Raw genomic sequence first — 24,540 nt, forward strand, 5'->3', positions numbered from 1 at the left:
GGATGCTCCGCCTGCGGACACGTCGCCAAGGCCAACCGGCCCAACCAATCCACCTTCCACTGCCGGTCGTGCGGCTTCGCTGAGCACGCCGACCGGAACGCAGCCCGCAACATCGCCGCACGCGGCGTTACGGGCTGGGCAGCCGTCAGCCTGCCGAACGCGGCGTGACCTCGTGCTCATCACCACGAGCCGTCACGATCCGCAAGCTCGGCCCTTCAAGGTCGAGAAGCTGACCAATGAGTGCAACGTCAGACCAGGCCGGCGTCGTGCACCAGCAGGGCCACCTGGACCCGGTTGTTGAGGTCGAGCCGGGTCAGCAGCCGGGAGACGTACGCCTTCACCGTCGCCACGCTCATGAACAACTCCCCCGCGATCTCCGCGTTGGTGCAGCCCCGGCCCAGCGCGACCGCCACCTGTCGCTCCCGCTCGCTGAGCCCGGTGAGCAGCCGCAGCGCCCGCTCCCGGCGCGGGTCGGGGCCGGCCAGGCCCGGGGCGGCGGCGGTCACGTGGGCGATCAACGTCCGGGTCACCGTCGGGGAGAGCGTCGCCTCGCCGGCCGCCACGCGGCGCACCGCGTGCACGATGTCCGCCGGCGGGGTGTCCTTGAGCAGGAAACCGGCCGCCCCGGCGCGCAGCGCCCGCAGCACCTGCTCGTCGGCGTCGAAGGTGGTCAGCACCAGCACCTCCGGCGGGTGCGGCTGGGCGCGCAGCGCCTCGGTGGCGGTGAGCCCGTCCACCCGTGGCATCCGGATGTCCATCAGCACCACGTCCGGGGCGTACGCGGCGACCGCGGCCGGCACCTCGCCGCCGTCGGCCGCCTCGCCGACCACGGTCAGGTCCGGCAGGCCGCCGAGGATCATCGAGAGCCCGGCCCGGACCAGGGCGTCGTCGTCCACGATCAGCACCCGCACCGGGGTGACACCCGCACCGGCCCCGGTCTCGCCGGGCAACCCGGTCACGCCGGCCACGGCAGCCAGGCGGCCAACCGGAAGTCGCCCGCGTCGTCCCGGCCGTACGCCAACCGGCCGCCGGCCAGGGTGACCCGCTCGGTGATGCCGACCAGGCCGGTGCCGGCGCCCGGTAGCTGCGCCCCGGTCGGGGTGCCCACCGGCCACCGGTTGCTGATCGCCACGGTCAGCCCAGGGCCCGGCCCGCCGGCAAGATCCACGCTGACGGCCGCGCCGGCCGCGTGCTTGCGGGCGTTGGTCAGACCCTCCTGCGCGATCCGGTACGCGGCCCGCCCCAGCGCCACCGGCACGTCCTTTGCCGCGCCGACGCTGTCGGTGACGTTCACCCGCACCCCGGCCGCCCGCGACTCGGCGATCAGGGCGGGCAGGTCGGCGAGGGTGGGCTGCGGGGGCTCCGGGGAATCGCCGTCGCCCTCGGCCCGAAGCACTCCGATCACCTCGCGCAGGTCCTGCAGGGCGGCGTGCGCGCTGCCCCGGATCACCCCGGCCGCCCGGGCCACCTCGTCCGGGGGCGCGTCCGGGCGGAACTCCAGCGCGCCGGCGTGCAGGCTGAGCAGCGAGATCCGGTGGGCCAGCACGTCGTGCATCTCCCGGGCGATCCGGGTGCGCTCGAGGTGGCGGGCCTGGGCGACCCGCAGCTGCTGCTCCGCCTCGGCCCGCTCGGCCCGATCCCGCAGGGACACGATCAACTGCCGCCGGGCCCGTACGAACATCCCCCAGGCCAGCACGGCGAAACTGATCACCACGCCCCACGTCGCGGTGGCCCAGTACGGCATGTCCGGGTCCGGGCGCAGCCAGCTGAAGACCATGTTGGTGACCAGACCCACGCCGGTCATCGCCACCGCGACGGCGGTGCGCCGGTGCACCACCACGGTGAAGTAGAGGATCACCAGCGGGATGGCCGCGGCCATCGAGAACAGCGTCAGCGGTGTCGTGGCCACCAACAGCCCGAGCGGCCACCGCCGGCGCAGCCAGAGCAGCCCGCAGCAGGCCAGCCCGAGCAGCGCGTCCGCGCCGATCATCCAGTCGTGCGGCAGCGGGGTCGTGACGGCCGGGTCGGGCGACAGGGCGTCCGCGGTGGCGAACAGCACCCAGAGCAGGGAGACCAGGAAGGCCAGGGTGTCGACCGCCCAGTCCCGGGTGGTGCGGCGCGGCCGGCGGGTCGCCGCGTCCGGGTTGGCCGCGTCGGCCAGCGCCCCGGGCAGCAGCCAGGGGTGTTCCGGCACGGCGAGGCTGGTCACGAGGCAATGCTAGGCAGCCGACCGGCACCGCGACCAGCTACCAAAGTCGAGACCCACGCGTCGACCAAGGTCGGTGCGGCGCCGACCGGTGGCCGCAGCGGATGGCCGGGCGGCGCGGGCAGTCTCGACGACATGATCACCGTGGAGAACCTCACCAAGCGATACGGGCCGCACCCGGCGGTGGACGACGTGTCGTTCCAGTGCGAGCCGGGCACGGTCACCGGCTTCCTCGGCCCGAACGGCGCCGGCAAGTCCACCACCATGCGAATGATCTGCGGGCTGACCGCACCGACCGCCGGCCACGCCACCGTCTCCGGGCGCCCCTACCGGGAGCTGCCCAACCCGGGGCGGGAGGTCGGGGTGCTGCTGGACGCCTCCGCCCAGCACGCCGGGCGGACCGGCCGCGAGGCGCTGACGCTGTCCGCGTACACCATGGGGTTGGACCGGCGGGAGGTCGCCGCGAAGCTCGACCTGGTCGGGCTCAACGCGGTGGCCGCGAAGCGGCGGGTACGGGCGTACTCGTTGGGCATGCGCCAGCGGCTCGGCCTCGCGCAGGCGCTGCTCGGCGACCCTCGGGTGCTGATCCTCGACGAGCCGGCGAACGGCCTGGACCCGGAGGGGATCTTCTGGATGCGCGGCCTGCTGCGCGACTTCGCCGACCGGGGCGGCACCGTGCTGCTCTCCTCCCACCTGCTGCGCGAGGTGGAGGCGGTCGCGGACCGGCTGGTGGTTATCGGGGGCGGCCGGATCGTGGCCCAGGGCAACAAGGACGAACTGCTCGCCGGCGGCGGCACGCTGGTCCGGGCCCGCGACGGCGCGGCGCTGCGCCGGGCGCTGGACGCGGCCGGCCTGACCGCCGCCGACGGCGGCGACGGGCTGCTGGTGCAGGCCGACGCCGAGGCGGTCGGCCAGGCCGCCGCCGACGCCGGCGTCGCGCTGGCCGAGCTGCGCCCCGCCGACGGCGGTGGCCTGGAACAGCTCTTCCTCACCCTGACCGCCGGCGAATCCACCAAGGAGGCCGTCCGATGAGCACCACCACCGTGCCCGCCGCCGGCGCCGTCACGCCCCGGCAGCACGCTCCGGTACGCCGCCCGTCGCTGCTCCGACTCACCGCCGTGGAGCTGCGCAAGCTCGTCGACACCCGGGCCGGCCGCTGGCTGCTGATCACCATCGGCCTGGTCGCCGCCGCGATCGTCACCATCCAGCTGATCTACGCCAGGGACGCCGAGCAGACGTTCGTCAACTTCTTCACCCCGTCGCTGCTGCCGATCGGGGTGCTGCTGCCGGTGCTCGGCATCCTGTCGATCACCAGCGAGTGGTCCCAGCGCACCGCCCTCACCACGTACACCCTGGTGCCCCGCCGCGAGCGGGTGGTGGCCGCGAAGCTGATCGCGGTGGTGGTGACCGCGCTCGCCTCGGTGCTGGCCAGCCTGGCCGTCGCCGCCGCCGGGACGGCGCTGGCGTCCGCCACCGGCGGCGCGGGCACCTGGCAGATCGACGTGGCGCTGATCCTGAACGCGGCGATCTTCCAGGTCACCGGCGTGCTGATGGGTGCCGCCTTCGGTCTGCTGCTGCTCAACCCACCGCTGGCCATCGTCGGTTACCTGCTGCTGCCCACCCTCTGGGGTGTGCTCGGCGAGCTGGTCCGGCCCCTGCGCGGCCCGGCCGGCTGGCTGGACACCAGCCGGACCATGGAACCGCTGTTCAGCAGCGACGCCATCACCGGCGAACAGTGGGGCCGGATAGCGGTGTCCCTGCTGGTCTGGATGGTCCTCCCGCTGGCCGCCGGCCTGTTCCGGACGCTGCGCCGCGAGGTGTCCTGAGCATGGCCGGCGAGGATTACGGCCCGCGCACCGTCGTCACCGGCGGGCCGGTCGAGCTGGTCGTGCTGTGGGGCGGCTTCCCGCTGCTCGGCGCGGGCGCCGGCGCCCTGCTCGCGCTGGCGGCGGGCTGGGTCGCCGGGCTGCCCTGGGCACCCGTGCAGTGGCTGTTCAACCTGCTGGACCGGCTGCCCGAGCAGCAGGCGATCGCCGGCACCGCAGCGGTGGGCGCGCTGGCCGGTCTGGTCATCGCCGGGGTGGGCACCGCCGAACGGCTGGTCGTCACCGTCGACGCGGCGCGGGTCCGGCTACGCCGCGCCGGCGAGGACCGGCACGTCACGCGGGCCGAGACCCGGGTGGTCTTCGTCGACAGCGGAGATCTGGTGCTGCTCGACGCGGACAGCGCGGAGCTGGTCCGGGAGTCGACCGACCTGCCGGGCCCCCGCCTGGCCGCGGCGTTCCGCACGCACGGCTGGGGGTGGGCGGACGGCGATCCGCACCGGTCGGCGTACCGGCTCCGGGTGCCCGACCTGCCCGGGCTGCCCGCCGGCGCGGACGCCCTGCTGCGGGCCCGCGAACGGGCGATCCAGCGGGATCGGCGCGACGACGCCCGGGCACTGCGCCGGGAGCTGGGCCGGATCGGAGTGGTGCTGCGCGACGAGCGCAAGCGGCAGTACTGGCGGCTGACCGGGCGGGCGGTCACCCCCGGGGCGGAGGAGCCGACTTCGGCCGAGCAGGGGTCGGACGGGCGGTAGCGTCTGTCCCAGGAGATCCTGGGAGCGCGCGATGACCGAGCAGCAGCCGTACCGGGTGGTGTCCCGACACCCCGGCTTCGAGCTGCGCCGGTACCCGGCCCACCTGGTGGCCGAGATGCAGATCCAGGCGTCGTTCACCCGGGCCCCGATGGAGGCGTTCCGGCCGCTGGCCGCCTACATCGGGGGTGCCAACCGGGCCCGGCACCCGATCGGGATGACCGCGCCGGTCATGCAGGAGGCCACCGGCACGGAGAAGATCGCGATGACCACGCCGGTGGTCCAGGAGGAGGGCGAGCAGCCGGACACGTACCTGGTCCAGTTCGTCATGCCGGCCAGCTTCACCGCCGCCACCCTGCCCGAGCCGGTGGACCCCCGGGTGCGGATCCGGGAGGTCCCGGCGCAGCTCGCGGCGGCGATGCGCTTCTCCGGGCGGTGGACGGAGAAGGCGTTCGGCCAGCGGGCCACCATGCTCGGCCGGTCGGTCACCGCGGCCGGGCTGCAACCGACCGGCGCCATCCGGTACGCCCGCTTCGACCCGCCGTGGAAGCCGTGGTTCCTGCGCCGCAACGAGGTCGTGCTGCCGGTCGTGGAGTGAGTTCAGCGGCGGTAGCCGAGCGCGGGCGGCCAGGCCAGCAGCAGCCCCATCCCGAGCCCGGCGAGCAGCCCGACCAGCGAGAGCAGCACGTCGGAGTCGGCCGCGTTGATCGGGCTGTTGCCGGCCAGCGCCGTGAACGTCGCGCCGATCGGCAGCAGCACGATCATGGCGATGCCCACCACCACCAGCATCGCCAACGGGCCCACCAGCGCGGCGAGGGCGGCCACCGCGTGGTGCCACCAGACCGGCCGGCCGCCCGGCCAGTCCCACGCCAGCAGCGTGACCCCGGTGAGCAGCACCGCCCCGAGGGCCAGCTCCGGCAGGGCTCGCGGGCCGGGCGGGACCGCCCGGATCAGTCCGACGCCGGACACGGCCGCCACGCCGAGCCCGACCGCCAGCACGCAACGGGCCCGGGTCCGGGCCGGAGCCGCCGCCAGGGCGGCACCGATGGTCAGGGTGACCAGCAGTACGCCGGTGGCGAAGGCCGCCGGGTTCAGCTCCGGCTCCCGGTCGGTCGGTGACTCGATGCCGGCACCCACCAGCGTCAGCACCCCCGCCACGCAGGCCGCGCCGGTCAGCACCCGCCGGTCCGCGCCGGCCCGGGGTACGCCGCGCTCCCGCCAACGCAGGACCGCCGCCAGCACGCCGAGCACCGCGCAGCCGCCGGCGGCGAGCAGCACGGTCGGCCCCGTACCGGTCGGGTCGGCCCGGTCGATCGTGACGTCGGCGGCGAGCCAGAGGCCGCCGAGCAGCACCGCAGGCCCGGCCCACCGCAGGCGCCCGCGGCCGGTCAGCACCAGCCCGAGGACGACCGCGACGATCGCCGTGAACCGCACGTCCCGCGCCCAGTAGGCGTTGTTGCCCGGCAGCCGCTCGGACCAGGGGCCGATCGGCTCGGTGAGCGGTTGCAGCACCGTCATGCCGATCGCCCAGAGCAGCACGGCGGCGGCGGACAGGAGCAGCCCGACCGGGCGCGCAGATCGCATCGGTGAACGGTAGCGGCCCGGCGCCCACCGCGGCGGCCCTCGGGACGGGACGGGTCATCCGGCGAAGGTGCCCACCGGCGACCGGGCGGGACGGTGGCGCAGCAGCCGCCACGTCGGCAACACACTCGCCATCACCGCGAGCAGTAGGCAGAGGCCGACGACGCCGCCGACCACCGACCACGGCACGACGAGGTCCACCGGCGCGCCGACCTGCTCGGCGAGGCCGGCGCGGATGCTCAGCAGACCGGCGAACGCCACGCTCCCGCCGAGCGCCGCGCCGATCAGCACCACCAGGGCGGACTCGGCCGTGACCAGCCAGAGGACCTGCCGTCGGGTCGCGCCGGCCAGCCGGATCAGCCGCAGGTCGGCGGCCCGGCCGGCGGCGGCCAGCAGCAGCGTGTTTGCCACCGCGATGGCCCCGTAGCCGGCGGACACACCGATCAGCAGCAGCGTGAACAGCCAGACGAGGCGGTCCTCAGCGGCGTCTGCCTCGGCCGCCCAGGTGGCGACGTCGACGACCCGAGCGCCGGCGGGAGGATCTATCCGGTCCCGGACGTACACCGTGGAGGTCAGCGCCGACGGGTCGTGCGCTCGCACCACGGCCCGGGGCACAAGCAGGTCGCCGGGGAGTGAGTCGTCGCTGACCACGGCGACGATGCGCAGCGACAGCAACGCCCCGTCGGCGAAGACCAGGGCGTACGGCTCGGACGGCAGCAGATTCGCCGAGGCGGTGACCACCACCGTGTCGTCACCGCGCAGGTCGTCGAGCGAGCCGGCGACGACGGTGAGTGCCCGGTTCGCGGCGGCGAAGCCCACCGAGTCCACGCCGAGCGCGGTCAGTGGCCGGTTCTCCGGCGATGTTCCGGGGTCGGTGCGGAAGACGGTGGTCGGCAGGAGGGCGGTGCCGCCGGTCGCGGCGACGGCCCGGTCCGACAGCCCGGGAGTCCGGTCGGGCACGACGACCCAGCCGGCGTTCACGTTGTCCGTCCGACCTGCCGCATACGCGGCGGTGGTGGTCCGCACCATCCCGGACACCAGCACCGCGAACGCGACCGTGAGCAGCACTGGCGCGGCTGTGGACGCGGTCCGCCGGGTCGCGGTCAACGCGCCGCCCCGGACCAGCATCCCGATCGCGCCGCCCGGCCGTCGCACCGGAGACCGCAGCAGCCGCACCACCGGCCCGACCACCGCCGGGGCGAGCACGGTGGCACCGGCCACCAGGGCCATCACCGCGTAGAGGGCGTACGTCGCCGCGTCCCGGGCTTCGTCGGCGGTCGCCGTCCCGAGGCTGAGCGCGGCGCCCGCCGCGACCAGCAGCGCGCCGGTGGCGGTGCGCAGCCGCCCGATCGGCCGCTGTTCCACCGCCGCCTCGCGCAACGCCTCCAAGGGGCGCGCCCTCGCCGCTCGGCGCGACGCCGACCAGACGGCCAGCAGCGCGATCACCGGCCCGGCGGCGAGCGAGACCGCGACCGGCCAGTGTTCGTAGCGGACCTGGAAGGTCGCCGGCTCGAAGCCGACGTCGACCAGCAGTCCACCCAACGCCGCGGCGAGCGCCGCGCCGACCAGTAGGCCGACGAGCCCGGCGCCGGCGCCGACGGCGAGCGCCTCGGCGTACACCATGCGGCGGACCTGGCGTGGGGTGGCGCCGACGGCGCGCAGCAGGCCCAGCTCGCGGCGGCGCTGCGCGATGGTGAACGCGAAGGTCGAGGCGACCACGAACACCGTGACGAAGCCGGCGAGGGCTGCCGTGGCGGTGAGCACCTGCATGCCGATCCAGCGGGTACGGGCGTCACTGCGAGGCTCCAGCGCGCCGCGCGCGTCGCCGGTCAGCACCCGTCCGTCGCCGCCGACGACACCGCGAGCCGCCACGGCGACCCGCTCCGGGTCGGCGCCCGGCGCGAGCACCAGCCCGATGGCCCGGACGCCGGGCGCGAGCGCGGCGGCGACCTCGTCCGCGACGTAGACGCCGGGCGCGTCGACCAGACCACTGACGGTGTACGGCTCCGGGCCCGCCGCCGTGAGAAGGGTGACCGGCGCGCCGGTACGCAGCCCGAGCGCACGGTCGACGACCACCTCGCCGGGCTTCCGGGGCGGCTCACCGGCCGTGCGGCGCAGTCCGCCCAGTCGGGTGCTGGACCAGCCGTGCCCCTGGTGGGCGTCCTCCCGCTGGGCATCGGTGGCCGCGGGGCGGCCGTTGACGAGCGGCTGGGCGTAGAAGGTCCGGTCCGGCATCGCCGCCGCGACGCCCGGCAGACCGGCCAGCCTGCTGGTGAGTTCCGCCGCCACGCTGGCCGACCAGGGCCGGCTCGGCACGAACGAGTCAGCCGGCGCACCCGCCTCAGGGCTCTGCACCACCACCGCCGCCTGCGTCAGCCGGTCCGGCACCTGCGGGCGCCCGGAGGCGAGCAGCAGGGTGGCCGCCGCGACCAGCGCGACCCCGATGGCGACGGCCACGAACGCGCTGGCCGACCGCCGGATGTTCAGCATGACGGCTCCGCGACCGTCTCCATCGCGTGCCGGGAGGGACCGACCGGATCTGTCTCCCGTTCGGCGATTCGCGCGGCGACGGCGGCGGCGGTGATCTCACCGGTCAGCTCGTCGACGACGCGGCCGTCGGCGAGCAGAAGAACCCGATCGGCGTACGCGGCGGCGGCGGGGTCGTGGGTCACCATCACGACGGTCTGCCCGTGGTCGTCGACGAGCGCGCGCAGCAGCTGGAGCACCTGCCGGGACGCCGCGCTGTCCAGGGCCCCGGTCGGTTCGTCGGCGAAGACCACCGCCGGTCGGGTGATCAACGCGCGGGCCACGGCGACGCGCTGCTGCTCACCGCCGGACAGGTCACTCGGCCGGTGCCCGGCCCGGTCGGCCAGTCCCACGGCGTCGAGCGCGGCGGCGATGTCCCGGGCCGGTGGACGGCGGCCGGCGAGGCGCATCGGCAGCTCGACGTTCTGCGCGGCGGTCAGCGTGGACACCAGGTTGAACGCCTGGAACACGACACCGATCCGGTCGCGCCGCAGCCGGGTCAGCGCGTCCTCGCCGAGGTCGTTCAGGGGCGTGCCGTCGATCGTGACGAGCCCCTCGGTCGGGCGGTCCAGCCCCGCCGCGCAGTGCAGCAGGGTGGACTTTCCTGAGCCTGAGGGGCCCATCACCGCCGTGAACGTGCTGCTCGCGAAGCTGGTGGTCACGCCGTCGAGCGCCGTCACCCGCCGGGTCCCGGTGCCGTACACCGCGCGCAGCCCCGTCAGGGTCACCGTGTGTGTGGTCATGACCGCCACGGTGCCCGCTGCGGCAGGTGCCGCGCGTCGTGCCAGCGCGGACACTTTCCGACCCTCCTCCGGGTGGACCCACGGCTCGGTGGACGACCCGACGTCGTTCCCGAGGATGACGGCCCGCAGGTGGACGCGGTCGCCGTGGTGGGCCGATACCGTCTACCGGGTGACCGCTCTCCTGCTGTCCCGGCGGCTGCGGCCGGTTGATCTGTACACCGTGGATGCCCTGTTGGCCGTGGCGGTCGGCGGGCTGCTCTGCCCGTACGCGGCGCTGGAGTCGCCGCTGCACGGTGGCGTACGCGAGCCGCTCTGGGTATCCGTGCTCGTCGGGATGGCTCTCGGGCTGCCGTTGGCCGTCCGGCGACGGTGGCCGATCACAGTCGCCGTCGTGATCAGCGGCAGCACCACCGTGGCTCTGATCACCGGGGTGATCCCCAACTTCGCCGCCGCCGCACCGGCGTTCGCCATCGGCCTGTCCTTCTACACGGTGGCCATGTCGACGGCCACGCGCCGATCGATCCTCTGCGCCGCCGGTTGTCTCGCTCTGGTGAGCGTCGCCCTGGTGCTGACCGCAGGTGACCTCTGGTCGCGGACCGGTGCGGTCGTCTACGCCGCCGTCATGATCGCGCCAGCCTGGCTGATCGGCTGGCTGATCCGGGAGCGCCGCGCCCTGGCCGCCCGCCAGGGCGAGCACCTGATCCGCCAGGCCGCCACCGAGGAGCGGCTGCGGGTGGCCCGGGAGCTGCACGACGTGGTGGCGCACACGTTGAGTCTCATCGTGGTGAAGGCGGCCGTCGCCAACCACGTCGCCGAGGCGGACCCGCGTGAGGCCGGGGCCGCGCTGCGGGTGATCGAGGAGACCGGCCGGAACGCGCTCACCGACGTCCGCCGGGTGCTCGGCGTGCTGCGCGAGGGCACCCCGTACGCCCCGACGCCCGGGGTGGACGAGTTGCCCGTCCTCGCCCGGCAGGCGGCGATCGGCGGCGTCGACGTTCAGCTCGACGTACGGCGGGAGGAACCGGAAGGCGTGGTGCCCGAGTCGGTGGGCCTCGCGGTGTCTCGCATCGTGCAGGAGGCGGTGACCAACGTGGTGAAGCACGCGGCGCCGGCCACCTGCCGGGCAACAGTGACCGTCACGCCCAGGGAGGTGCGGGTGGAGGTGACCGACGACGGCCGGCGCCCCGTGTCGAACGCCGGGGAGGGGCACGGGCTGATCGGCATGCGGGAACGGGTGGCGTTGCACGGTGGGGAGTTCCACGCCGGACCACGCTCCGACGGCGGCTTCGCGGTGACGGCCAACCTGCCCTACCGGATGGCCGCGTGATCCGGGTGCTGATCGCCGACGACCAGGCGCTGCTGCGCGGCAGCTTCCGGCTGCTGGTCGATCTGACTCCGGACTTCACCACTGTCGGCGAGGCGGGCAGCGGCGTGGAGGCCGTCGCGTTGACCGCACAACACCGGCCGGATGTGGTGCTGATGGACGTACGGATGCTGGAGATGGACGGCATCGAGGCGACCCGGCGAATCTGCGTCGACCCGGCGACAGCCGGCACCCGGGTCATCATCCTGACGACGTTCGACCTGGACGAGTACGTCTACGGGGCGCTGCGCGCCGGAGCCAGCGGGTTCCTGCTCAAGGACACCCCGCCAGCGGACCTGCTGGCCGGGATCCGGGTGGTCGCCGCCGGCGAGGGGCTGCTCGCGCCGACGGTGACCCGCCGGCTGATCGACGAGTTCGCCCGCCGGCCGGAGCCGGCCCGGCCGCTGCCCCGACACCTTGACGGGGTGACCGATCGGGAACGGGAGGTGCTCGCGCTGATCGCCCGGGGCCTGTCCAACGCGGAGTTGGCCGCGCACCTCAGTCTCAGCCCGGCAACGGTCAAGACGCACGTCGGGCGGTTGCTGACGAAGCTGGCGGCGCGCGACCGGGCGCAACTGGTCATCGTCGCCTACGAAACGGGCCTGGTAGGTCCCGGCGGGTCGAGGCCGACCGACCTACGCTGAGCGGGTCGACCGCGCACCCGAGGAGAAGCCATGACCCGGTACGTCGCCCTGCTGCGCGGGGTCAACGTCGGCTCCACCCGGCTCGCGATGGCCGACCTGCGCCGGCTCGTGACCGACCTCGGGCACGACGACGCCGGGACGTACCTGCAGAGCGGCAACGTGGTGTTCGGCAGCAAAGTACGCGACGCCGAGAAGCTGGCCGGCGGGATCGAGCGGGCGCTCGCCGACGAGCTGGGTCTGAGCGTGCCGGTGCTGGTACGCAGCGCCCGGGAGCTGGCGGCGGTGGCCGGTGGCAACCCGTACGCCGAGCGGGAGGACGACCCGACGAGGCTGCTGGTGGCCTTCCTCGCCACCGCCCCGAAGCGGTCCACGGTGGACGCGCTGACCGTGCCCGGCGGCGAGAACGTGGCGTTCACGGTGACCGGCCGGGAGGTCTACCTGCACTTCCCCGACGGTGGCTACGGGCGGTCGAAGTTCACCAACGCGTACCTGGAGAAGAAGCTGGGCGTGGTGGCCACCACCCGGAACTGGAAGTCGGTGCGCGCCCTCGCCGAGCTGGCGGCCGGCTGACCCGGCGGGGGTCACGCAAGACCGCGACCCCCCGCCCGGGCCGGTCAGAAGTGGTACGCGGTCTCGTACTCGGGCACCAGCACCCGGCTGCGCGGCGAGATCCGGCGCACCGCCGCGATCATGTCGTCCAGCCGGAGGCGGTCGGCGGGTGCGACGACCGGCGGGTTCTGCAGCTCGGTCTCGAAGTTGTCCCAGTGCACCGGCACCACGACCTTCGGGTAGTCGAGCCCGGCCAGCAGCCGGGGCAGGTAGTCGCCGGTGGTGGTGGCGCTCTGCATGGCCACCATGGCCACGTCCGGCGCCAGGCCGGTGAGGTTGCGCTCGGCGACGTCGCTGGCCCCGGTGAAGTAGACCGACGGGCCGCCGTCGACCCGCAGCAGGTAGCCCAGGGTGTCCCCCTCCGGCAGGTCGGCGATGGTCGCGGGCTGCGCCGGCTGACTCACCCGCACCCCGGGAAAGGCCACCGAGTACGTCGCGTTGCGGCTGTGCAGGGAGCCGACCACCTCGACGCTGTGGTCGCCGAAGTCCAGCACCTCGCCGCCCTTCACCACGCTGAGCTGCGTCGACGGCAGGCCGTAGGCCAAGCCCAGGTGGTACGCGGTCACCGTGCCGAACACCCGCGCGCCGGTGCGCTTGGCGATGTACGGCACGTCCATGCAGTGGTCCCAGTGGGTGTGCGTGACCAGCACCGTCATGGCCCGGTCGACACGCGGGTCGATCACGTCGGTGCGCACGGTCAACGCCTTGGCCGGGTTGAACGGCCCGGTGAACAGCCCGGTGTCGATCCGGCTGAGGAACGGGTCGACCAGCACGGTCCGGTCGCCGATGTCGATGCGCCAGCCGGCCGTACCCCACCAGCGGAAGCTGACCGCGCCGCGGCGGCGGCTGGTCGGCGCGGGGGCGGCGGTCGGCGGCGCGGCCTGGGCCGGGGCGGAGGAGGTGGCGGCGAGGCCGCCGGCGGAGACCAGGGCGGTGGTGGCGGCGGCGTCGCGGAGGAAGCGGCGGCGGTCGAGACTGGGCATGACGGATCTACTCCCCGTGGTCGGGCGATTGGTTCGACAGGAGCCAATCAGCGCCACCGCGCCCAGGTCCAAGATCGAAGGCCGCCAGCTCCGATACGCCGCCGCATATCGGGCCTGCTCAGCGACGATGCGCCGATGCTCGGACGGCTGAAAATCAGTCGCCGCGCAGCGCCTCGACGGCCGTGCGGGCCGCATGCCCCATCGCCAGGTCCACGTCGATCCGGCGCGGGGTCAGCCGGTCGGCACGGGCGAAGACGGCAATGGCGTACCGGCCGCCGTCGGGGTACTCGGCGACCCCGGCCTCCAGGTGCAGGCCGGGCAGGGTGCCGGTCTTGCCGGACACCCGGACGCCGGGCGGGAAAGCGGCGGCCAGCCGGGTCCAGAAGATCTGCCGGGCCATCCAGGTGCGGACCATCGCGCAGGCCTCCGGCGGCCCGCCCTCGTCCCGCCAGATCAGCGTGAGCAGTCGAGTGATCTCCCGGGCCGTGCTGGAGGTGGTGCGCGTCGGGTCGAAGACCCGCATGGCCCAGACCCGGTCCGCCGGCAGGGTGGGAAAGATCCGGGCGAACTCCGTTTCGTTCCGCGCGCCCACGTCGGCGAGCATCCCCTCGACCAGGTCGCGCGGGCCGCCGAGCACGCGGGTACGGGTCAACCCCAGCTCGGCGGCGAGCATCGGCAGCAGGTCCGGGCCGACCCGGCGCAGCAGCAGGTCGGCAGCGGTGTTGTCGCTGACCGACATGGCGAAGTACGCGAGGTCGCGCAGCGACACCTCGGCGTCGTCGGTGCAGCCGGCCAGCCCCCACCCGCCGAGCCGGTCGGCGGCGGTGACCAGGACCCGCTCGGTCGGGTCCAGCTGACCGGCGACTACCTGCCGGGCGAACTCCAACACCAGCAGGATCTTGAAGATCGAGGCGATCACCACCTGCTCGTCGGCCCGTACCCCGACCTCCCGACCACCGCCGGCCGGACCGCCGTGGTGCTCGACGGTCAGGTCGACGGCGTCCAGGTCGACGGCGTGCAGGCTGGCCGTCACCCCGACCTCGGCGAAGATGGCCTCGATGTGCTCCCCCACGTCCACCCCGGCACGGTATCCAGCGGCAGCGGGCCGGCGCTGGCGTAGGGTCCGGGCGGTGGATCTGCTCCGGCACCTGCGGCACTTCGTGGTGGTCGCCCACGAGCTGCACTTCGGCCGGGCCGCGGAGCTGCTCGGGATGGCCCAGCCGCCGCTCAGCCAGTCGATCCAGCGGCTGGAGCGGGAGCTGACGGTCGAGCTGTTCGACCGCTCCCGCCGCCAGGTGCGCCTCACCACCGCCGGTGAGTTGCTGCTCGGCGAGGCGGAGGAACTGCTCGCCGGTGAGGGCCGGCTGCGCAACCTGATGGGGCAGGTCCGCGCGGGCGAGCTGGGCGTCCTACGGGCCGGGGTGCCACCCGAGACGCCGGCGGTGACACTGCGCCTGCTGCTGGACGCGCTCACCGCCCGGGCACCCGGCCTGGACGTGGAGCTGCACGAGCTGACCAGCAGCGAACAGGTGCGGATGCTCACCGAACGGACCCTGGACGTGGGTCTGGTGCACCACCCGGTGGCGGCGGACGGGCTGCGCTTCGGCGCCCCCGTCGACGTACCCCTGGGGGTGCTGCTGCCCCGCACCTCGCCGCTGGCCCGCGGCCGGGAGGTGACGCTCCCCACGCTGGCCGACCTGGACCTGGTGGCCGCGCCCCGGGCCACCGCGCCGGGCTGGCACGACCACCTGCTCGACGTGTGCCGCCGGCACGGCTACCGGCCGGCCCGGGTCCGACCGGCCCGCAACCCGGAGTTCCTCTTCGGCCTGGTGCTGGCCGGTGGCGCAGTGGCCGTCGAGCCGGCGACGGTGGCCCGCCGGGAGCCCCGGATCGCCTGGCGGCCGATCGCCGGCGCGCCGCTGGCGAAGCGCACCTCGGCGGCCTGGCCGGACCGGTCGGCGCATCCGGCGGCACCCATGTTCGGGCAGCTCGCCGCCGAGGTGCTGGCCGGCGCCGAGCCGACGCCGCCCGCGCCGGGCACCCCGCCGTCGGTACCCGCGGCGCGCCCCTGGCCGGTGCTGTTCGACACCACGGGGTGAAAAAGCCACCGTTGCGCTCGTCACGCCGCGACGAACGGTGATTCGGCCTCCCGCGCGGGTAGGGATGACAGGTGGCACGGGTGGACGTGACTCCGCGCCCGGGTGCCCTGAACGAAGACGCGAAGGAGCCGCAGTGGCCAACACGATTCCCGACATCAGCCTGAACGACGGCACGACCATCCCGCAGCTCGGCTTCGGGGTGTTCCAGATCGAGCCGAAGGACACCGTCGCGGCGGTGACCAAGGCGCTGGAGGTGGGCTACCGGCACATCGACACCGCGGAGATGTACGGCAACGAGGCCGAGGTGGGCCAGGCGGTCCGCGAGTCCGGCCTCGACCGGAACGCGGTCTACGTGACCAGCAAGCTGAACAACGCCTTCCACCGCCCCGACGACGCCCGCAAGGCGTTCGACTCGACGCTGTCGGCGCTGAAGATGGACCACATCGACCTGTTCCTGATCCACTGGCCGCTGCCGACCCTGTACGACGGCGACTTCGTCTCCACCTGGAAGGCGCTGGAGGAGTTCCAGCGCGACGGCCGGGCCCGCTCGATCGGCGTGTCGAACTTCCAGGTGTCGCACCTGCGGCGGCTGGCCGCCGAGGCGGACGTGGTGCCGGCGGTCAACCAGATCGAGGCACACCCGTACTTCGGCAACGAGGAGGTCCGCGCCTACGGCCGCGAGCACAACATCCTCACCGAGGCGTGGTCGCCGATCGCGCAGGGCAAGGTGCTGGGCGACCCGACGGTGGCCGACATCGCCGAGCAGCTCGACCGGACCCCGGCGCAGGTGGTGCTCCGCTGGCACGTGCAGCGCGGCGACATCATCTTCCCGAAGTCGACCACCCCGAAGCGGATCGAGGAGAACACCCGGATCTTCGACTTCGAGCTGGACGACACGGCGATGGAGCGGATCACCGGTCTGGACAAGGGTGAGGCGGGCCGGCAGGGCGGCAACCCGGACACCTTCGCGTACCTGCCGGCGTAACGCCACGGCCGGTGACGGCGCACAGAGAAAGGGGGCCCGGTCGGGCCCCCTTTCGCACGTGAAAGGACCGCCCCCGGCGATGTCGCTCCGCCGTACCACCCTGGCTCTGCTGTCGTTGCTCCTACTCGGGCCGGCGGCCTGCGCCCCGAGCCAGGCCGCCGAGGCCCCCCGCTGGTCCGCGCCGGCGGTGTCGGCCTCGCCGACCCCGCCGAAGCCCCGCCCGGCGCCGACCTCCACCGCCGAGGTCCGCAGCCGGGTGACGGAGGCGATGCTGGACCTGGACGCCCAGTTCAACCCGGAGACCGCCCAGTACACCGACGAGAACACCGACGCGTGGAAGTTGATCTCCCTGTGCAGGGCCAGCCTGCCGTCGGACATCAAACGCACCGCCTACCGCGAGCGCACCTGGGACGGCGAGAGCGTGTGGGTCCGGCAGTACGTGGTCGGCTACCTGAAGGTGCCCGGCCGCAAGCTCGCCGACGAGCTGCGGTCCGTCCTGTCGACGTGCAAGCAGTACGAGGTGCCCGACGACGGGCGCACGTCGACGATCCTGCGGCCCTCACCCCCGCCGGTGCCGAACGGCCCGGACGTGATTACCTTCTGCGAGCGGTTGAAGGGCAAGGCGACCCGGCACCAGTGCACGCTCCTCCTGGTGCGCGGCAACTTCGTCATGGAGGTGGACGCCTCGGCGGGCAACGGCGACCTGGCGGCCGGCACCGCGCTGATCGCGAAGATCGCGCCGCTCGCGGTCGCCGCTCTGGAAAAGATCGCGTCAACTACCCACCCATGAATGGGCGGGCTTGCGGATCACTGCCCTCGCTGGCTGCGAGGTCAGGCCGCGTGTGGGCGATTGACTGCGCCCCAGCCCACGACACCGCGCGCAGCGATGTTGAGGGCCGCGTTGTGGTCGGCATGGGCAACGACCCGACATGACCGACAGAGAAAGGTTGCCTGGTCGGGGCGGTTCCGCTTGTCGCGGTATCCGCAGCCCGCGCAGGTCTGGGAGGTGTACCGAGGGTCGACCTCTACCAGCGGTACACCCGCGCGCCTCGCCTTGTAGGTGAGGAACGCGCGGAGCTGGTGGAACGACCACGACGACAGCGTGACCCGTTGGGGCTTTCTCAGCCGGACCCGGTCGCGGATGCCCGTCAACTTCTCGACGGCGATTCCGCGGCCGGTGCGTGCAGCCTCGGTCACGATGGTCTTGGCGATGATGTGGTTGGTGTTCGCGGCGTGCCGGGCTTCCTTCTTTCGCCGGCGGGCCAGCAGCCGGCGGGCGGATTGGGTGCCTTTGGCTTGGAGTCGGGCGCGCAGCCGTTGCTGGCGGCGGCGGTAGCGGTTGAGCTGACTCCCGGCGTACCGGGTGCCGTCGGAGTCGTAGGCAATGTTTGCTACGCCCATGTCGACCCCGAGGAACCCGGACGGCTCGAACACGCGCGGCTCGGGGATCTCGACGGTGGTGTACAGGAACCACATGCCGTCGCGATGCACCAGATCGGACTCGCCGATCGGATGGGCCGCGATCGTCTTCAACTGGTCGGCGGACCCGGTGAACGCCACCGTCTTGAGTCGCCCGCCCACGGTCCAGATGGAGACGGTGTGGGCGTCGTGCCGCCACGACAGCATCCTTGCGTCATACGGCTGTGCGGCGTCCCAGCGAAACGTGATCGAGTTGGTCTCGACCTTGCTACGACGCCTCGATCCGGGCTTGCCGTAGTTACCTGCGTGCAGGTTCGCCGCAAGTGTGCTGTAGGCGTCAGCGACCTTTTTGATGACGTGCTGGGCGGCCTGGGCGCCGAGCCGGTAGCCGGTTTTGATGCCGTGGTAGGTGTGTCGCCGCAGGTCGTAGTTGCGGTAGCAGTCGTTCTCTCGCGCCGTTGCCGCGACGTCGGATGCTGCGGCGTTGCAGGCGCGCAGGGTCGCATCCAGCGCTGACGCCTGCTCGGGGGTCGGCAGGAGCTTGACCTGCACGACCAGCTTCACGCGCCCACCGTATCATTTGGTCTATGTCACCTCGATGGGCCCCGGACCCGGACGTGCGGCGTGGTCGTAGCGTCGTCTACAACCTGCACGCACACTTGGTCTTCACCACGAAGTATCGCCGTGGGGCGCTCACCGACCCAATTCTTACCCGCTGCCAACAGATCATGGCTGCTGTCTGCAACGACTTCGGCGCGCAGCTGCGCGAGTTCAACGGCGAAGACGACCACGTACACCTACTCGTGCACTACCCACCCACAGTCGCTCTATCGAAGTTGGTTAACTCACTCAAAGGCGTATCGGCCCGGTATCTGCGGCAAGAGCACGGCCCGCACCTGCGCCGATATCTGTTGGGTAACCACCTGTGGTCGCCGTCGTACTTCGCCGGATCGTGCGGCGGCGCACCGCTGGCGGTCGTGAAGGAGTACATCGAGAGCCAGAAATGTCCCGGCCCGTGACAGCGTTCCTCCCGGCCCTGAACGCTGAACGGCCGGGGTTCCCGCTTTATCAACTGCTGAACGCTGCCGCAGGGCGGGCGCCGCTGCTGCCGCGCCCGCCCCTCCCCCCGGATGGTGACCCCCCTGGTCAGATGCGGCCCACCGAGTCCTGGTTCTGCAGCACCAGCCACCGGCCGTGCTGGTACGTGTAGCTGACCCCGATCAGCAGCGGCACGCGGGTGCCGGTTGCCGGCACCGCGTAGACGGAGTCGAACAGCACGAAGCCGGTGTGGCAGCCCACCACGGTCTGCTTCGCCACGCTGAACGACTGCGTCCAGGAGTCGTCGGCGAAGAACCCGCGCAGCCAGTCCACGGTGGCCCGCTTGCCGTCGAGCACCTCACCGTCGGAGGCGAAGACGGAGGTCACGTCGGGGTGCAGCAACGCGGCGAAGCCGTCCAGGTCACGCCGGGCGGTGGTCTCCACGTACGCCCGGACGGCGCGGTCGAAGGCGCGCTCGCAGCCACGGGCCGTCGCGTCGCCGGCTGGCGTGTCACCCGGGCCGGGGGTGGCGGCCGACACCGCGGCGGGAGCGGCCGCCAGCAGGCCGGCGGTGAGCCCGAGCAGGGCGATCGTGCGGCCGAGCCGGCCGGCGGGGCGGGCAGAGGCAGGTGGGCGCATCGGGTTCTCCTCAGGACGGGTTGGCTGTGCCGTCGCAGCCAACCCGGCCCGCCGCACCGCCGGGTAGTGATTCGACCCAGCTCGAATGCGGGCCGCACATCGATGCCGCCGCTTGTACGATCCGCGCTGTGATGGTCGCGCATCTGGACGGCTCGAGCCTCGCCCGGCTCCGGTTGGCGATCTCGCCGGCCGCGGAGGTGACGTCCTGGCTGCGGGCCGCGCTGTCCCGGTTCGGGCATCCGGTGCACGGCGATCCGGGTCCGGCCGCCCGCGCCGCGCTGCGGCATCCCGACGTGGCCCTGGTCGCGGCGCTGGTGACGCCACCCGGCCGGCTCGGCTACACGCCGGACCTGCTCACGCCGAAGCCGCCGCTGGGCCCGCTCGACGCGGTCTTCGACCAGCAGTTGGCGGCCATGGCGGCGACCCCGGCCGGCGAGGTGGCGACGCAGGTGCACGAGCGGTTCCCAGCGGGCGGGATGCCGGCGCGGGTCCGCGCGGCGGTCGAGGACGGCACCCTCGCCCGGCGGGTCACCGACGGGCTGCGGCACTTCTGGCTGGCCGCGCTCGCCGAGCAGTGGCCGTCGGTGCGGGCCACGCTGGAGGCCGAACTGGCGGTCCGGGCCACGGCCATGGCCACCGCCGGGGTGGGCAGCATGCTGAACAGCCTGCACCCGAAAGTCGGCTGGACCGGCAGGTCGCTGACCATCGACAGCTCGTACCGGATCACCACGGCGCTGACCGGCGCGGAGCTGGTGCTCGCGCCGTCGGCGCTGGCCTGGCCGCAGCTGTCCACCCAGCTCTGCGACGAGGGCAACGCGGTGCTGGTCTACCCCATCGGCGCCGGGCGGGCGCAGCAGCGCCGGGCGGGCCGGCTCGACGACCTGGTCGGTGCGAGCCGGGCGGCGATCCTGGCGGACCTGGACGTGCCCCGGTCCACCGGGCAGCTCAGCGAGCGGCACCGGCTGGCCCCGGCCACCGTCTCCTACCACCTGGGGGTGCTGCTGCGCTCCGGCCTGGTGGTCCGCGCGCGGGAACGGCACAGCGTGCTCTACCGGCGATCCGCCCACGGGGACGAGCTGATCGGCTGCCGGCCGGGTCAGGGTGCGACGCGCTCGGCGAGCCGGCGGAACACCGCCTGGGTGGCCGAGCCGGGCTCGGGGACGTAGACGATCATCCGCTGGTCGGTCTCCGGCACGTGCAGCACCCGGCACTCGAACTCCAACGACCCCAGCTCGGGATGCGGCACTCGCTTGACGATGGGGCGGCGTTGCTCGACGTCGTGCTCCGCCCAGAGCCGCGCGAACCGGGGCGAGGTGCCGAGCAGCTCGGTGACCAGCTCGCGGATCGCCGGGTCGGCCGGGTAGCGGCCGTAGGCGGCCCGCAGGTCCGCCACGGTACTGCGGACGAAACAGATGGTCTCGGCGTCGGTCCAGTGGCTGTCGGTCGCCGGGCGCCGGAAGGTCCAGCGGATCATGTTGCGGTCCGCGTCCGGCACGGCGGCGAGATCCCCCACGAAGTACGTGGCCAGCCGGTTCCAGGCCAGCACCTGGTACGCGGCGTCGACGAGGTACGCCGGTGTCTCGGTCATCGCGTCGATCAGGTGCCGCAGCCCGGGTGGCACCACCCGGCTCGGCCCGCCGGCCGGCGGCGCGGTCTCCCCGGCGACCCGGAAGAGGTACTCGCGCTCGTCCCGACTGAGCAGCAGTGCCCGGGCCATCGCGGCGAGCACCTGCCGGGACGGGTGCGGGCCGCGGCCCTGCTCCAACCGGATGTAGTAGTCGATCGACATCCCGGCGAGCTGGGCCACCTCCTGCCGGCGCAGCCCGGGGGTGCGTCGGCGTTCGCCCTCGGGGAGCCCGACCTCGGCGGGGCGCAGCCGGGCGCGGCGGGTGCGCAGGAACGCCGCCAGTTCGTCACGACGCAGGTCGGTCATGCGTCAAGCGTGCCTCAGCCGGCGGCGGCGAGGGTGGTACCGCCGGTCCCAGCCTCGGCCGGTCTCTCCCGCCGGGCAGGCCGGACGGGCAGCGTCGAGGACATGACGACGAACATGATCGCCCTGATCACCGGGGCCAACAAGGGAATCGGCCTCGCCACCGCCCGGCAGCTCGGCAGCCTCGGAATGACCGTGCTGGTGGGCGCGCGGGACGCCGAGCGGGGCCGGGCAGCGGAGCGGGAGCTGCGCGACGGCGGCGCGGACGCCCGGTTCGTGCCGCTGGACGTCACCGACGCCGAGTCGGTGGCGACGGCCGCGAAGCTGGTCGAGCAGGAGTACGGACGGCTGGACGTGCTGGTCAACAACGCCGGCATCGTGCTCGGCGACGGCGCGCGGGCGCTGCCCAGCGACACGACCGTGGCGACGCTGCGCCGGGTGTACGAGACGAACGTGTTCGGGGTGGCGGTGGTGACCAACGCGCTGCTGCCGCTGCTGCGCCGGGCACCGGCGGCCCGGATCGTCAACGTCTCCAGCGAGGTCGGCTCGATCGCGGTGATGACCGACCCGGACGGCGCGCTGTTCGCGCTGACCTCGGTGCCGTACCCGTCGTCGAAGGCGGCGCTGAACATGCTCACCGCGATGTACGCCAAGGAGCTGCGGGACACCCCGATCAAGGTGAACGCGGCGAACCCGGGCTACTGCGCCACCGACCTCAACGGCAACAGCGGCTTCCGCACCCCGGAGCAGGGCGCCGAGGTGAGCGTGCACCTGGCGACGCTGCCGGCGGACGGGCCGAGCGGGTTGCTCTGGGGCTTCCAGATGGACGCCGGCGGCGGGTACGGGGTGCTGCCCTGGTGAACGCTTGACCTGGAGTGCGCTCCAGCCGGCAGGGTGGCACGCGGGCGCCCACCGGTAGGGCGCACGAGAGGAGATCCCCATGCGGTACCGCACGATCGGCACCGACCCGGCGACCCGGCGCGAGGTCAGTGTGCTCAGCCTCGGCGCGATGCTGTTCGGCAGCGCCACCGACGAGGCCACCTCGTACGCGATCCTCGACCGGTACGTCGAGGCCGGGGGCACCTTCATCGACACGTCGGACAACTACGCGTTCTGGGTGGACGACGGGCAGGGCGGGCAGAGCGAGGAGCTGCTCGGCCGTTGGCGGCGCAGCCGGGGCGTCGGCTCCGAGATCGTCATCGCCACCAAGCTGGGCGCCCGCCCGCTGGCCCCGGGGACCAGCTACCTGGACAACGCCGAGGGTCTGTCCGCGAAGGTGATCCGCGAGTCTGCGGAGCGCAGCCGGGACCGGCTCGGCGTGGAGCGGCTGGACCTGCTCTACGCGCACATCGAGGACTGGACGGTGCCACTGGCGGAGACGGTGGAGGGCTTCGCCGAGCTGGTCGCCGAGGGGACGGTGGGTCTGCTGGGGGCGAGCAACCACCGGGCGTGGCGGGTCGAGCGGGCCCGCGCGCTGGCCACCGCGGCCGGCCTGCCGGGGTACGAGGTGCTCCAGTACCACCGCAGCTACCTGCCAAACCGCACCGACCTGGCCAGCGCGCTGGACCCGGACGGCGAGCCGGGCGGCGTCAGCGGCGACCTGCTCAGCTACCTGCGCGCCGAGCCCGAGCTGACCCTGGTGGCGTACTCGCCGCTGCTCAAGGGGGCCTTCACCCGGGCGGACAAGCCGCTCAGCGCCGCGTACGACCTGCCGAGCGCGCCGCGCCGGCTGGCCGCGCTGCGCGAGGTGGCCGAGCAGACCGGCGCGACACTCAACCAGGTGGTGCTGGCCTGGTTGCTGGGCGGCGACCTGCCGTCGATCCCGCTGGTGGGCGCCTCCTCGGTGGCTCAGCTGGACGAGAGCCTGGCCGCGGTGGACCTGGAGCTGACCGCCGAGCAGCGGCACCGCCTCGACACCACCTGGTGACCCGCGATGAACCGCCCCGCCGGCGTCAGCCCGCCGCCGGTGGGGCGGTCAGGTCGACCCGCCAGTCGTTGGCCCGCATCATCTGCCCCGGCGGGTATTCGAAGCCCGTCTCGCCGAGCAGGGTGAAGCCGGCCTTGCGGCAGACCGCGTTCGAGGCGGGATTGTCGACCGAGGGGTAGGCGTGCGCGTAGCGGCGGGTCTGCCGGGCGCGGGCCACGTTGACGACCGCGAGCACCGCGGCGGTGGCCAGCCCCTGCCCCCGGTACGGGGGCAGCACCGCCCAGCCCATCTCGTACACCGGCTGCTCGCGCCACTCCCGCGCCCAGTAGCCGACGCTGCCCGCCCGCGCGCCGTCCGGCAGCACCACGGTGAACATGCAGCCCTGGCCGCCCTCGGCGAAGTGCACGTAGCGGTCGTGCCGCGCGAGCACCTGCTCGTCGGTCTCCGGCCCGCCGGTGTGCTTGCGCGTGTCCGGTGAGTTGAGCTGCCGCAGCAGGTCGAGGTCGTCCTCGTGCCACGGTTCGATACGTACCTGCGCCATCCCGCCCCCTGATCGTCGGGGCCCAGTCAAACCGATGCCACCGACATCGCGTCACTGAAACGCCGCCCGCACGGCCCGCTAGATCCGTTCTAGCGGGCCGCCGGCCGCTCTCTCGCGCCTCAAAGGTGAGACCGAGAGGCCGGGAGGGGGAAACGATGACGCCGCTCAGGATCGCCGTGATCATCGGCAGCACCCGGGAGGGGCGGGCCGGGGACCGGGTCGCCCGCTGGTTCGTCGAACAGGCCGAGCGGCACGACGACCTCGCGGTGACGGTCGTTGACCTGACCGAGTACGACTTTCCGGCCAGCTACCCGGCCGAGCCGACCGCATCCATCCGGGCGTTCGTCCGCGAGGTGAGCCAAGCGGACGCGTTCGTCGTGGTCACCCCCGAGTACAACCACAGCTTCCCGGCGCCCTTGAAACAGGCGATCGACTACGCGTACGACGAGTGGCAGGCCAAGCCGGTCGGCTTCGTGTCGTACGGCTGCCGGTCCACCGGCCTGCACGCGGTCGACCAGCTGCGCACCGTCTTCACGGCGCTGCACGCGATGACGGTGCGCGACGTCGTCGGAATCGACCTGCTCGCCGGCGAGCCGACGCCGCAGTGCACCGACGAGCTGCGCCGGGACACCCGTGTCCTGCTCGACCAGCTCCGCTGGTGGGGTCTGGCGTTGCGCGACGGCCGCGCCGCCCGGCCCTACGCCTCCTGAACACGACGACTGACGAAAGGTA

At 73.5% G+C, this 24,540-nt stretch carries 27 protein-coding genes; 16 read left to right on the top strand and 11 right to left on the bottom strand.

Annotated elements, in window-relative coordinates:
• The coding region (locus tag ACFYPS_RS32360; RefSeq protein WP_387329756.1) for a zinc ribbon domain-containing protein at positions 1-168 on the top strand (168 nt) is incomplete at its 5' end.
• 80 nt (positions 169-248) lie between these two features.
• On the opposite strand, the gene ACFYPS_RS32365 is transcribed toward ACFYPS_RS32360, so the two are convergent.
• Entirely contained in the window at positions 249-977 is a 729-nt protein-coding gene (locus tag ACFYPS_RS32365; protein ID WP_387329759.1) for a response regulator, read from the bottom strand.
• Positions 956-2,209 (bottom strand): sensor histidine kinase, encoded by a 1,254-nt coding sequence (locus ACFYPS_RS32370; protein WP_387329574.1) that lies wholly within the window; start codon positions 2,207-2,209, stop codon positions 956-958. The genes ACFYPS_RS32365 and ACFYPS_RS32370 overlap by 22 nt, the downstream gene beginning before the upstream one ends.
• Positions 2,210-2,341: 132 nt before the next feature.
• Here ACFYPS_RS32370 and ACFYPS_RS32375 point away from each other — a divergent pair, with 132 nt between their 5' ends.
• From ACFYPS_RS32375 to ACFYPS_RS32390, 4 genes are read left to right on the top strand one after another with little or no spacing between them, the layout of a single operon-like run.
• Positions 2,342-3,238, top strand: a complete 897-nt coding sequence (locus ACFYPS_RS32375; RefSeq protein ID WP_387329577.1) for an ABC transporter ATP-binding protein — start codon at positions 2,342-2,344, stop codon at positions 3,236-3,238.
• Complete coding sequence (locus ACFYPS_RS32380; RefSeq protein ID WP_387329580.1) at positions 3,235-4,032, top strand: ABC transporter permease; 798 nt, start codon at positions 3,235-3,237, stop codon at positions 4,030-4,032. The genes ACFYPS_RS32375 and ACFYPS_RS32380 overlap by 4 nt, the downstream gene beginning before the upstream one ends.
• A gap of 2 nt (positions 4,033-4,034) precedes the next feature.
• Positions 4,035-4,784 carry a hypothetical protein gene (locus ACFYPS_RS32385; RefSeq protein ID WP_387329583.1) on the top strand — a complete coding sequence of 250 codons (750 nt, stop codon included), beginning with the start codon at positions 4,035-4,037 and terminating at the stop codon, positions 4,782-4,784.
• Positions 4,785-4,815: 31 nt separating this feature from the next.
• Positions 4,816-5,379, top strand: coding sequence for an SOUL family heme-binding protein (locus tag ACFYPS_RS32390; protein ID WP_387329586.1), 564 nt, complete (start codon positions 4,816-4,818; stop codon positions 5,377-5,379).
• A 2-nt stretch (positions 5,380-5,381) separates the two neighbouring features.
• Here ACFYPS_RS32390 and ACFYPS_RS32395 read toward each other — a convergent pair whose 3' ends face one another.
• From ACFYPS_RS32395 to ACFYPS_RS32405, 3 genes are read right to left on the bottom strand one after another with little or no spacing between them, the layout of a single operon-like run.
• Positions 5,382-6,365 carry a hypothetical protein gene (locus ACFYPS_RS32395; protein ID WP_387329589.1) on the bottom strand — a complete coding sequence of 328 codons (984 nt, stop codon included), beginning with the start codon at positions 6,363-6,365 and terminating at the stop codon, positions 5,382-5,384.
• Positions 6,366-6,419: 54 nt separating this feature from the next.
• Entirely contained in the window at positions 6,420-8,852 is a 2,433-nt protein-coding gene (locus ACFYPS_RS32400; protein ID WP_387329591.1) for an FtsX-like permease family protein, read from the bottom strand.
• Complete coding sequence (locus ACFYPS_RS32405; RefSeq protein WP_387329594.1) at positions 8,846-9,631, bottom strand: ABC transporter ATP-binding protein; 786 nt, start codon at positions 9,629-9,631, stop codon at positions 8,846-8,848. The genes ACFYPS_RS32400 and ACFYPS_RS32405 overlap by 7 nt, the downstream gene beginning before the upstream one ends.
• A 169-nt stretch (positions 9,632-9,800) precedes the next feature.
• Here ACFYPS_RS32405 and ACFYPS_RS32410 point away from each other — a divergent pair, with 169 nt between their 5' ends.
• From ACFYPS_RS32410 to ACFYPS_RS32420, 3 genes are read left to right on the top strand one after another with little or no spacing between them, the layout of a single operon-like run.
• Entirely contained in the window at positions 9,801-10,958 is a 1,158-nt protein-coding gene (locus ACFYPS_RS32410; protein WP_387329597.1) for a sensor histidine kinase, read from the top strand.
• Positions 10,955-11,638, top strand: a complete 684-nt coding sequence (locus ACFYPS_RS32415) for a response regulator (protein WP_387329600.1) — start codon at positions 10,955-10,957, stop codon at positions 11,636-11,638. The genes ACFYPS_RS32410 and ACFYPS_RS32415 overlap by 4 nt, the downstream gene beginning before the upstream one ends.
• 30 nt (positions 11,639-11,668) lie before the next feature.
• A complete protein-coding gene (locus ACFYPS_RS32420) occupies positions 11,669-12,208 on the top strand; it encodes a DUF1697 domain-containing protein (RefSeq protein WP_387329603.1) in 540 nt (179 codons plus the stop codon).
• 44 nt (positions 12,209-12,252) lie between these two features.
• Here ACFYPS_RS32420 and ACFYPS_RS32425 read toward each other — a convergent pair whose 3' ends face one another.
• On the bottom strand, positions 12,253-13,230 hold the full coding sequence (locus ACFYPS_RS32425) for an MBL fold metallo-hydrolase (protein ID WP_387329605.1): 978 nt from the start codon (positions 13,228-13,230) through the stop codon (positions 12,253-12,255).
• A gap of 154 nt (positions 13,231-13,384) precedes the next feature.
• Positions 13,385-14,308, bottom strand: coding sequence for a serine hydrolase (locus tag ACFYPS_RS32430; RefSeq protein ID WP_387329608.1), 924 nt, complete (start codon positions 14,306-14,308; stop codon positions 13,385-13,387).
• A 52-nt stretch (positions 14,309-14,360) separates the two neighbouring features.
• On the opposite strand from ACFYPS_RS32430, the gene ACFYPS_RS32435 reads away from it, so the two are divergent.
• The 3 genes from ACFYPS_RS32435 (at position 14,361) to ACFYPS_RS32445 (ending at position 17,104) form a co-directional block, all read left to right on the top strand.
• Entirely contained in the window at positions 14,361-15,329 is a 969-nt protein-coding gene (locus ACFYPS_RS32435) for a LysR family transcriptional regulator (protein WP_387329610.1), read from the top strand.
• Positions 15,330-15,462: 133 nt separating this feature from the next.
• Complete coding sequence (locus tag ACFYPS_RS32440) at positions 15,463-16,314, top strand: aldo/keto reductase (protein WP_387329613.1); 852 nt, start codon at positions 15,463-15,465, stop codon at positions 16,312-16,314.
• A 79-nt stretch (positions 16,315-16,393) separates the two neighbouring features.
• Positions 16,394-17,104 carry a hypothetical protein gene (locus tag ACFYPS_RS32445; protein ID WP_387329615.1) on the top strand — a complete coding sequence of 237 codons (711 nt, stop codon included), beginning with the start codon at positions 16,394-16,396 and terminating at the stop codon, positions 17,102-17,104.
• 41 nt (positions 17,105-17,145) lie between these two features.
• On the opposite strand, the gene ACFYPS_RS32450 is transcribed toward ACFYPS_RS32445, so the two are convergent.
• Positions 17,146-18,297: an RNA-guided endonuclease InsQ/TnpB family protein gene (locus ACFYPS_RS32450; protein ID WP_387329617.1), complete on the bottom strand. Its 1,152-nt coding sequence runs from the start codon at positions 18,295-18,297 to the stop codon at positions 17,146-17,148.
• Positions 18,298-18,320: 23 nt separating this feature from the next.
• Here ACFYPS_RS32450 and tnpA point away from each other — a divergent pair, with 23 nt between their 5' ends.
• A complete protein-coding gene (gene tnpA / locus ACFYPS_RS32455; RefSeq protein ID WP_387329620.1) occupies positions 18,321-18,752 on the top strand; it encodes an IS200/IS605 family transposase in 432 nt (143 codons plus the stop codon).
• Positions 18,753-18,879: 127 nt separating this feature from the next.
• Here tnpA and ACFYPS_RS32460 read toward each other — a convergent pair whose 3' ends face one another.
• Entirely contained in the window at positions 18,880-19,410 is a 531-nt protein-coding gene (locus ACFYPS_RS32460; protein ID WP_387329623.1) for a nuclear transport factor 2 family protein, read from the bottom strand.
• A 131-nt stretch (positions 19,411-19,541) separates the two neighbouring features.
• On the opposite strand from ACFYPS_RS32460, the gene ACFYPS_RS32465 reads away from it, so the two are divergent.
• Positions 19,542-20,576: a winged helix-turn-helix domain-containing protein gene (locus ACFYPS_RS32465; RefSeq protein ID WP_387329762.1), complete on the top strand. Its 1,035-nt coding sequence runs from the start codon at positions 19,542-19,544 to the stop codon at positions 20,574-20,576.
• Here the strand turns inward: ACFYPS_RS32465 and ACFYPS_RS32470 are convergent.
• Positions 20,507-21,343: a helix-turn-helix transcriptional regulator gene (locus ACFYPS_RS32470; protein ID WP_387329626.1), complete on the bottom strand. Its 837-nt coding sequence runs from the start codon at positions 21,341-21,343 to the stop codon at positions 20,507-20,509. The two genes, ACFYPS_RS32465 and ACFYPS_RS32470, sit on opposite strands and share 70 nt — an antisense overlap.
• Positions 21,344-21,445: 102 nt before the next feature.
• On the opposite strand from ACFYPS_RS32470, the gene ACFYPS_RS32475 reads away from it, so the two are divergent.
• Entirely contained in the window at positions 21,446-22,201 is a 756-nt protein-coding gene (locus ACFYPS_RS32475) for an SDR family oxidoreductase (RefSeq protein WP_354962911.1), read from the top strand.
• A gap of 79 nt (positions 22,202-22,280) precedes the next feature.
• A complete protein-coding gene (locus tag ACFYPS_RS32480; protein WP_387329630.1) occupies positions 22,281-23,267 on the top strand; it encodes an aldo/keto reductase in 987 nt (328 codons plus the stop codon).
• A 25-nt stretch (positions 23,268-23,292) separates the two neighbouring features.
• Here the strand turns inward: ACFYPS_RS32480 and ACFYPS_RS32485 are convergent, their stop codons facing one another.
• Positions 23,293-23,808 (bottom strand): GNAT family N-acetyltransferase, encoded by a 516-nt coding sequence (locus ACFYPS_RS32485; RefSeq protein ID WP_387329633.1) that lies wholly within the window; start codon positions 23,806-23,808, stop codon positions 23,293-23,295.
• 155 nt (positions 23,809-23,963) lie between these two features.
• Between ACFYPS_RS32485 and ACFYPS_RS32490 the strand changes: the two genes are divergently transcribed.
• Complete coding sequence (locus ACFYPS_RS32490; RefSeq protein WP_387329635.1) at positions 23,964-24,518, top strand: NADPH-dependent FMN reductase; 555 nt, start codon at positions 23,964-23,966, stop codon at positions 24,516-24,518.
• Positions 24,519-24,540 lie beyond the last annotated feature (22 nt).

This window comes from Micromonospora sp. NPDC005087, from assembly GCF_042872965.1.
Classification (GTDB): Bacteria; Actinomycetota; Actinomycetes; order Mycobacteriales; family Micromonosporaceae; genus Micromonospora.

Bases quoted from the DNA above. Each gene is read 5' to 3' on its own strand.
- tnpA (WP_387329620.1), top strand. From the start codon at position 18,321: ATGTCACCTCGATGGGCCCCGGACCCGGACGTGCGGCGTGGTCGTAGC.
- ACFYPS_RS32405 (WP_387329594.1), bottom strand. From the start codon at position 9,631: ATGACCACACACACGGTGACCCTGACGGGGCTGCGCGCGGTGTACGGC.
- ACFYPS_RS32425 (WP_387329605.1), bottom strand. From the start codon at position 13,230: ATGCCCAGTCTCGACCGCCGCCGCTTCCTCCGCGACGCCGCCGCCACC.
- ACFYPS_RS32460 (WP_387329623.1), bottom strand. From the start codon at position 19,410: ATGCGCCCACCTGCCTCTGCCCGCCCCGCCGGCCGGCTCGGCCGCACG.
- ACFYPS_RS32490 (WP_387329635.1), top strand. From the start codon at position 23,964: ATGACGCCGCTCAGGATCGCCGTGATCATCGGCAGCACCCGGGAGGGG.
- ACFYPS_RS32485 (WP_387329633.1), bottom strand. From the start codon at position 23,808: ATGGCGCAGGTACGTATCGAACCGTGGCACGAGGACGACCTCGACCTG.
- ACFYPS_RS32385 (WP_387329583.1), top strand. From the start codon at position 4,035: ATGGCCGGCGAGGATTACGGCCCGCGCACCGTCGTCACCGGCGGGCCG.
- ACFYPS_RS32480 (WP_387329630.1), top strand. From the start codon at position 22,281: ATGCGGTACCGCACGATCGGCACCGACCCGGCGACCCGGCGCGAGGTC.
- ACFYPS_RS32375 (WP_387329577.1), top strand. From the start codon at position 2,342: ATGATCACCGTGGAGAACCTCACCAAGCGATACGGGCCGCACCCGGCG.
- ACFYPS_RS32395 (WP_387329589.1), bottom strand. From the start codon at position 6,365: ATGCGATCTGCGCGCCCGGTCGGGCTGCTCCTGTCCGCCGCCGCCGTG.
- ACFYPS_RS32420 (WP_387329603.1), top strand. From the start codon at position 11,669: ATGACCCGGTACGTCGCCCTGCTGCGCGGGGTCAACGTCGGCTCCACC.
- ACFYPS_RS32465 (WP_387329762.1), top strand. From the start codon at position 19,542: ATGGTCGCGCATCTGGACGGCTCGAGCCTCGCCCGGCTCCGGTTGGCG.
- ACFYPS_RS32390 (WP_387329586.1), top strand. From the start codon at position 4,816: ATGACCGAGCAGCAGCCGTACCGGGTGGTGTCCCGACACCCCGGCTTC.
- ACFYPS_RS32400 (WP_387329591.1), bottom strand. From the start codon at position 8,852: ATGCTGAACATCCGGCGGTCGGCCAGCGCGTTCGTGGCCGTCGCCATC.
- ACFYPS_RS32445 (WP_387329615.1), top strand. From the start codon at position 16,394: ATGTCGCTCCGCCGTACCACCCTGGCTCTGCTGTCGTTGCTCCTACTC.
- ACFYPS_RS32470 (WP_387329626.1), bottom strand. From the start codon at position 21,343: ATGACCGACCTGCGTCGTGACGAACTGGCGGCGTTCCTGCGCACCCGC.
- ACFYPS_RS32380 (WP_387329580.1), top strand. From the start codon at position 3,235: ATGAGCACCACCACCGTGCCCGCCGCCGGCGCCGTCACGCCCCGGCAG.
- ACFYPS_RS32475 (WP_354962911.1), top strand. From the start codon at position 21,446: ATGACGACGAACATGATCGCCCTGATCACCGGGGCCAACAAGGGAATC.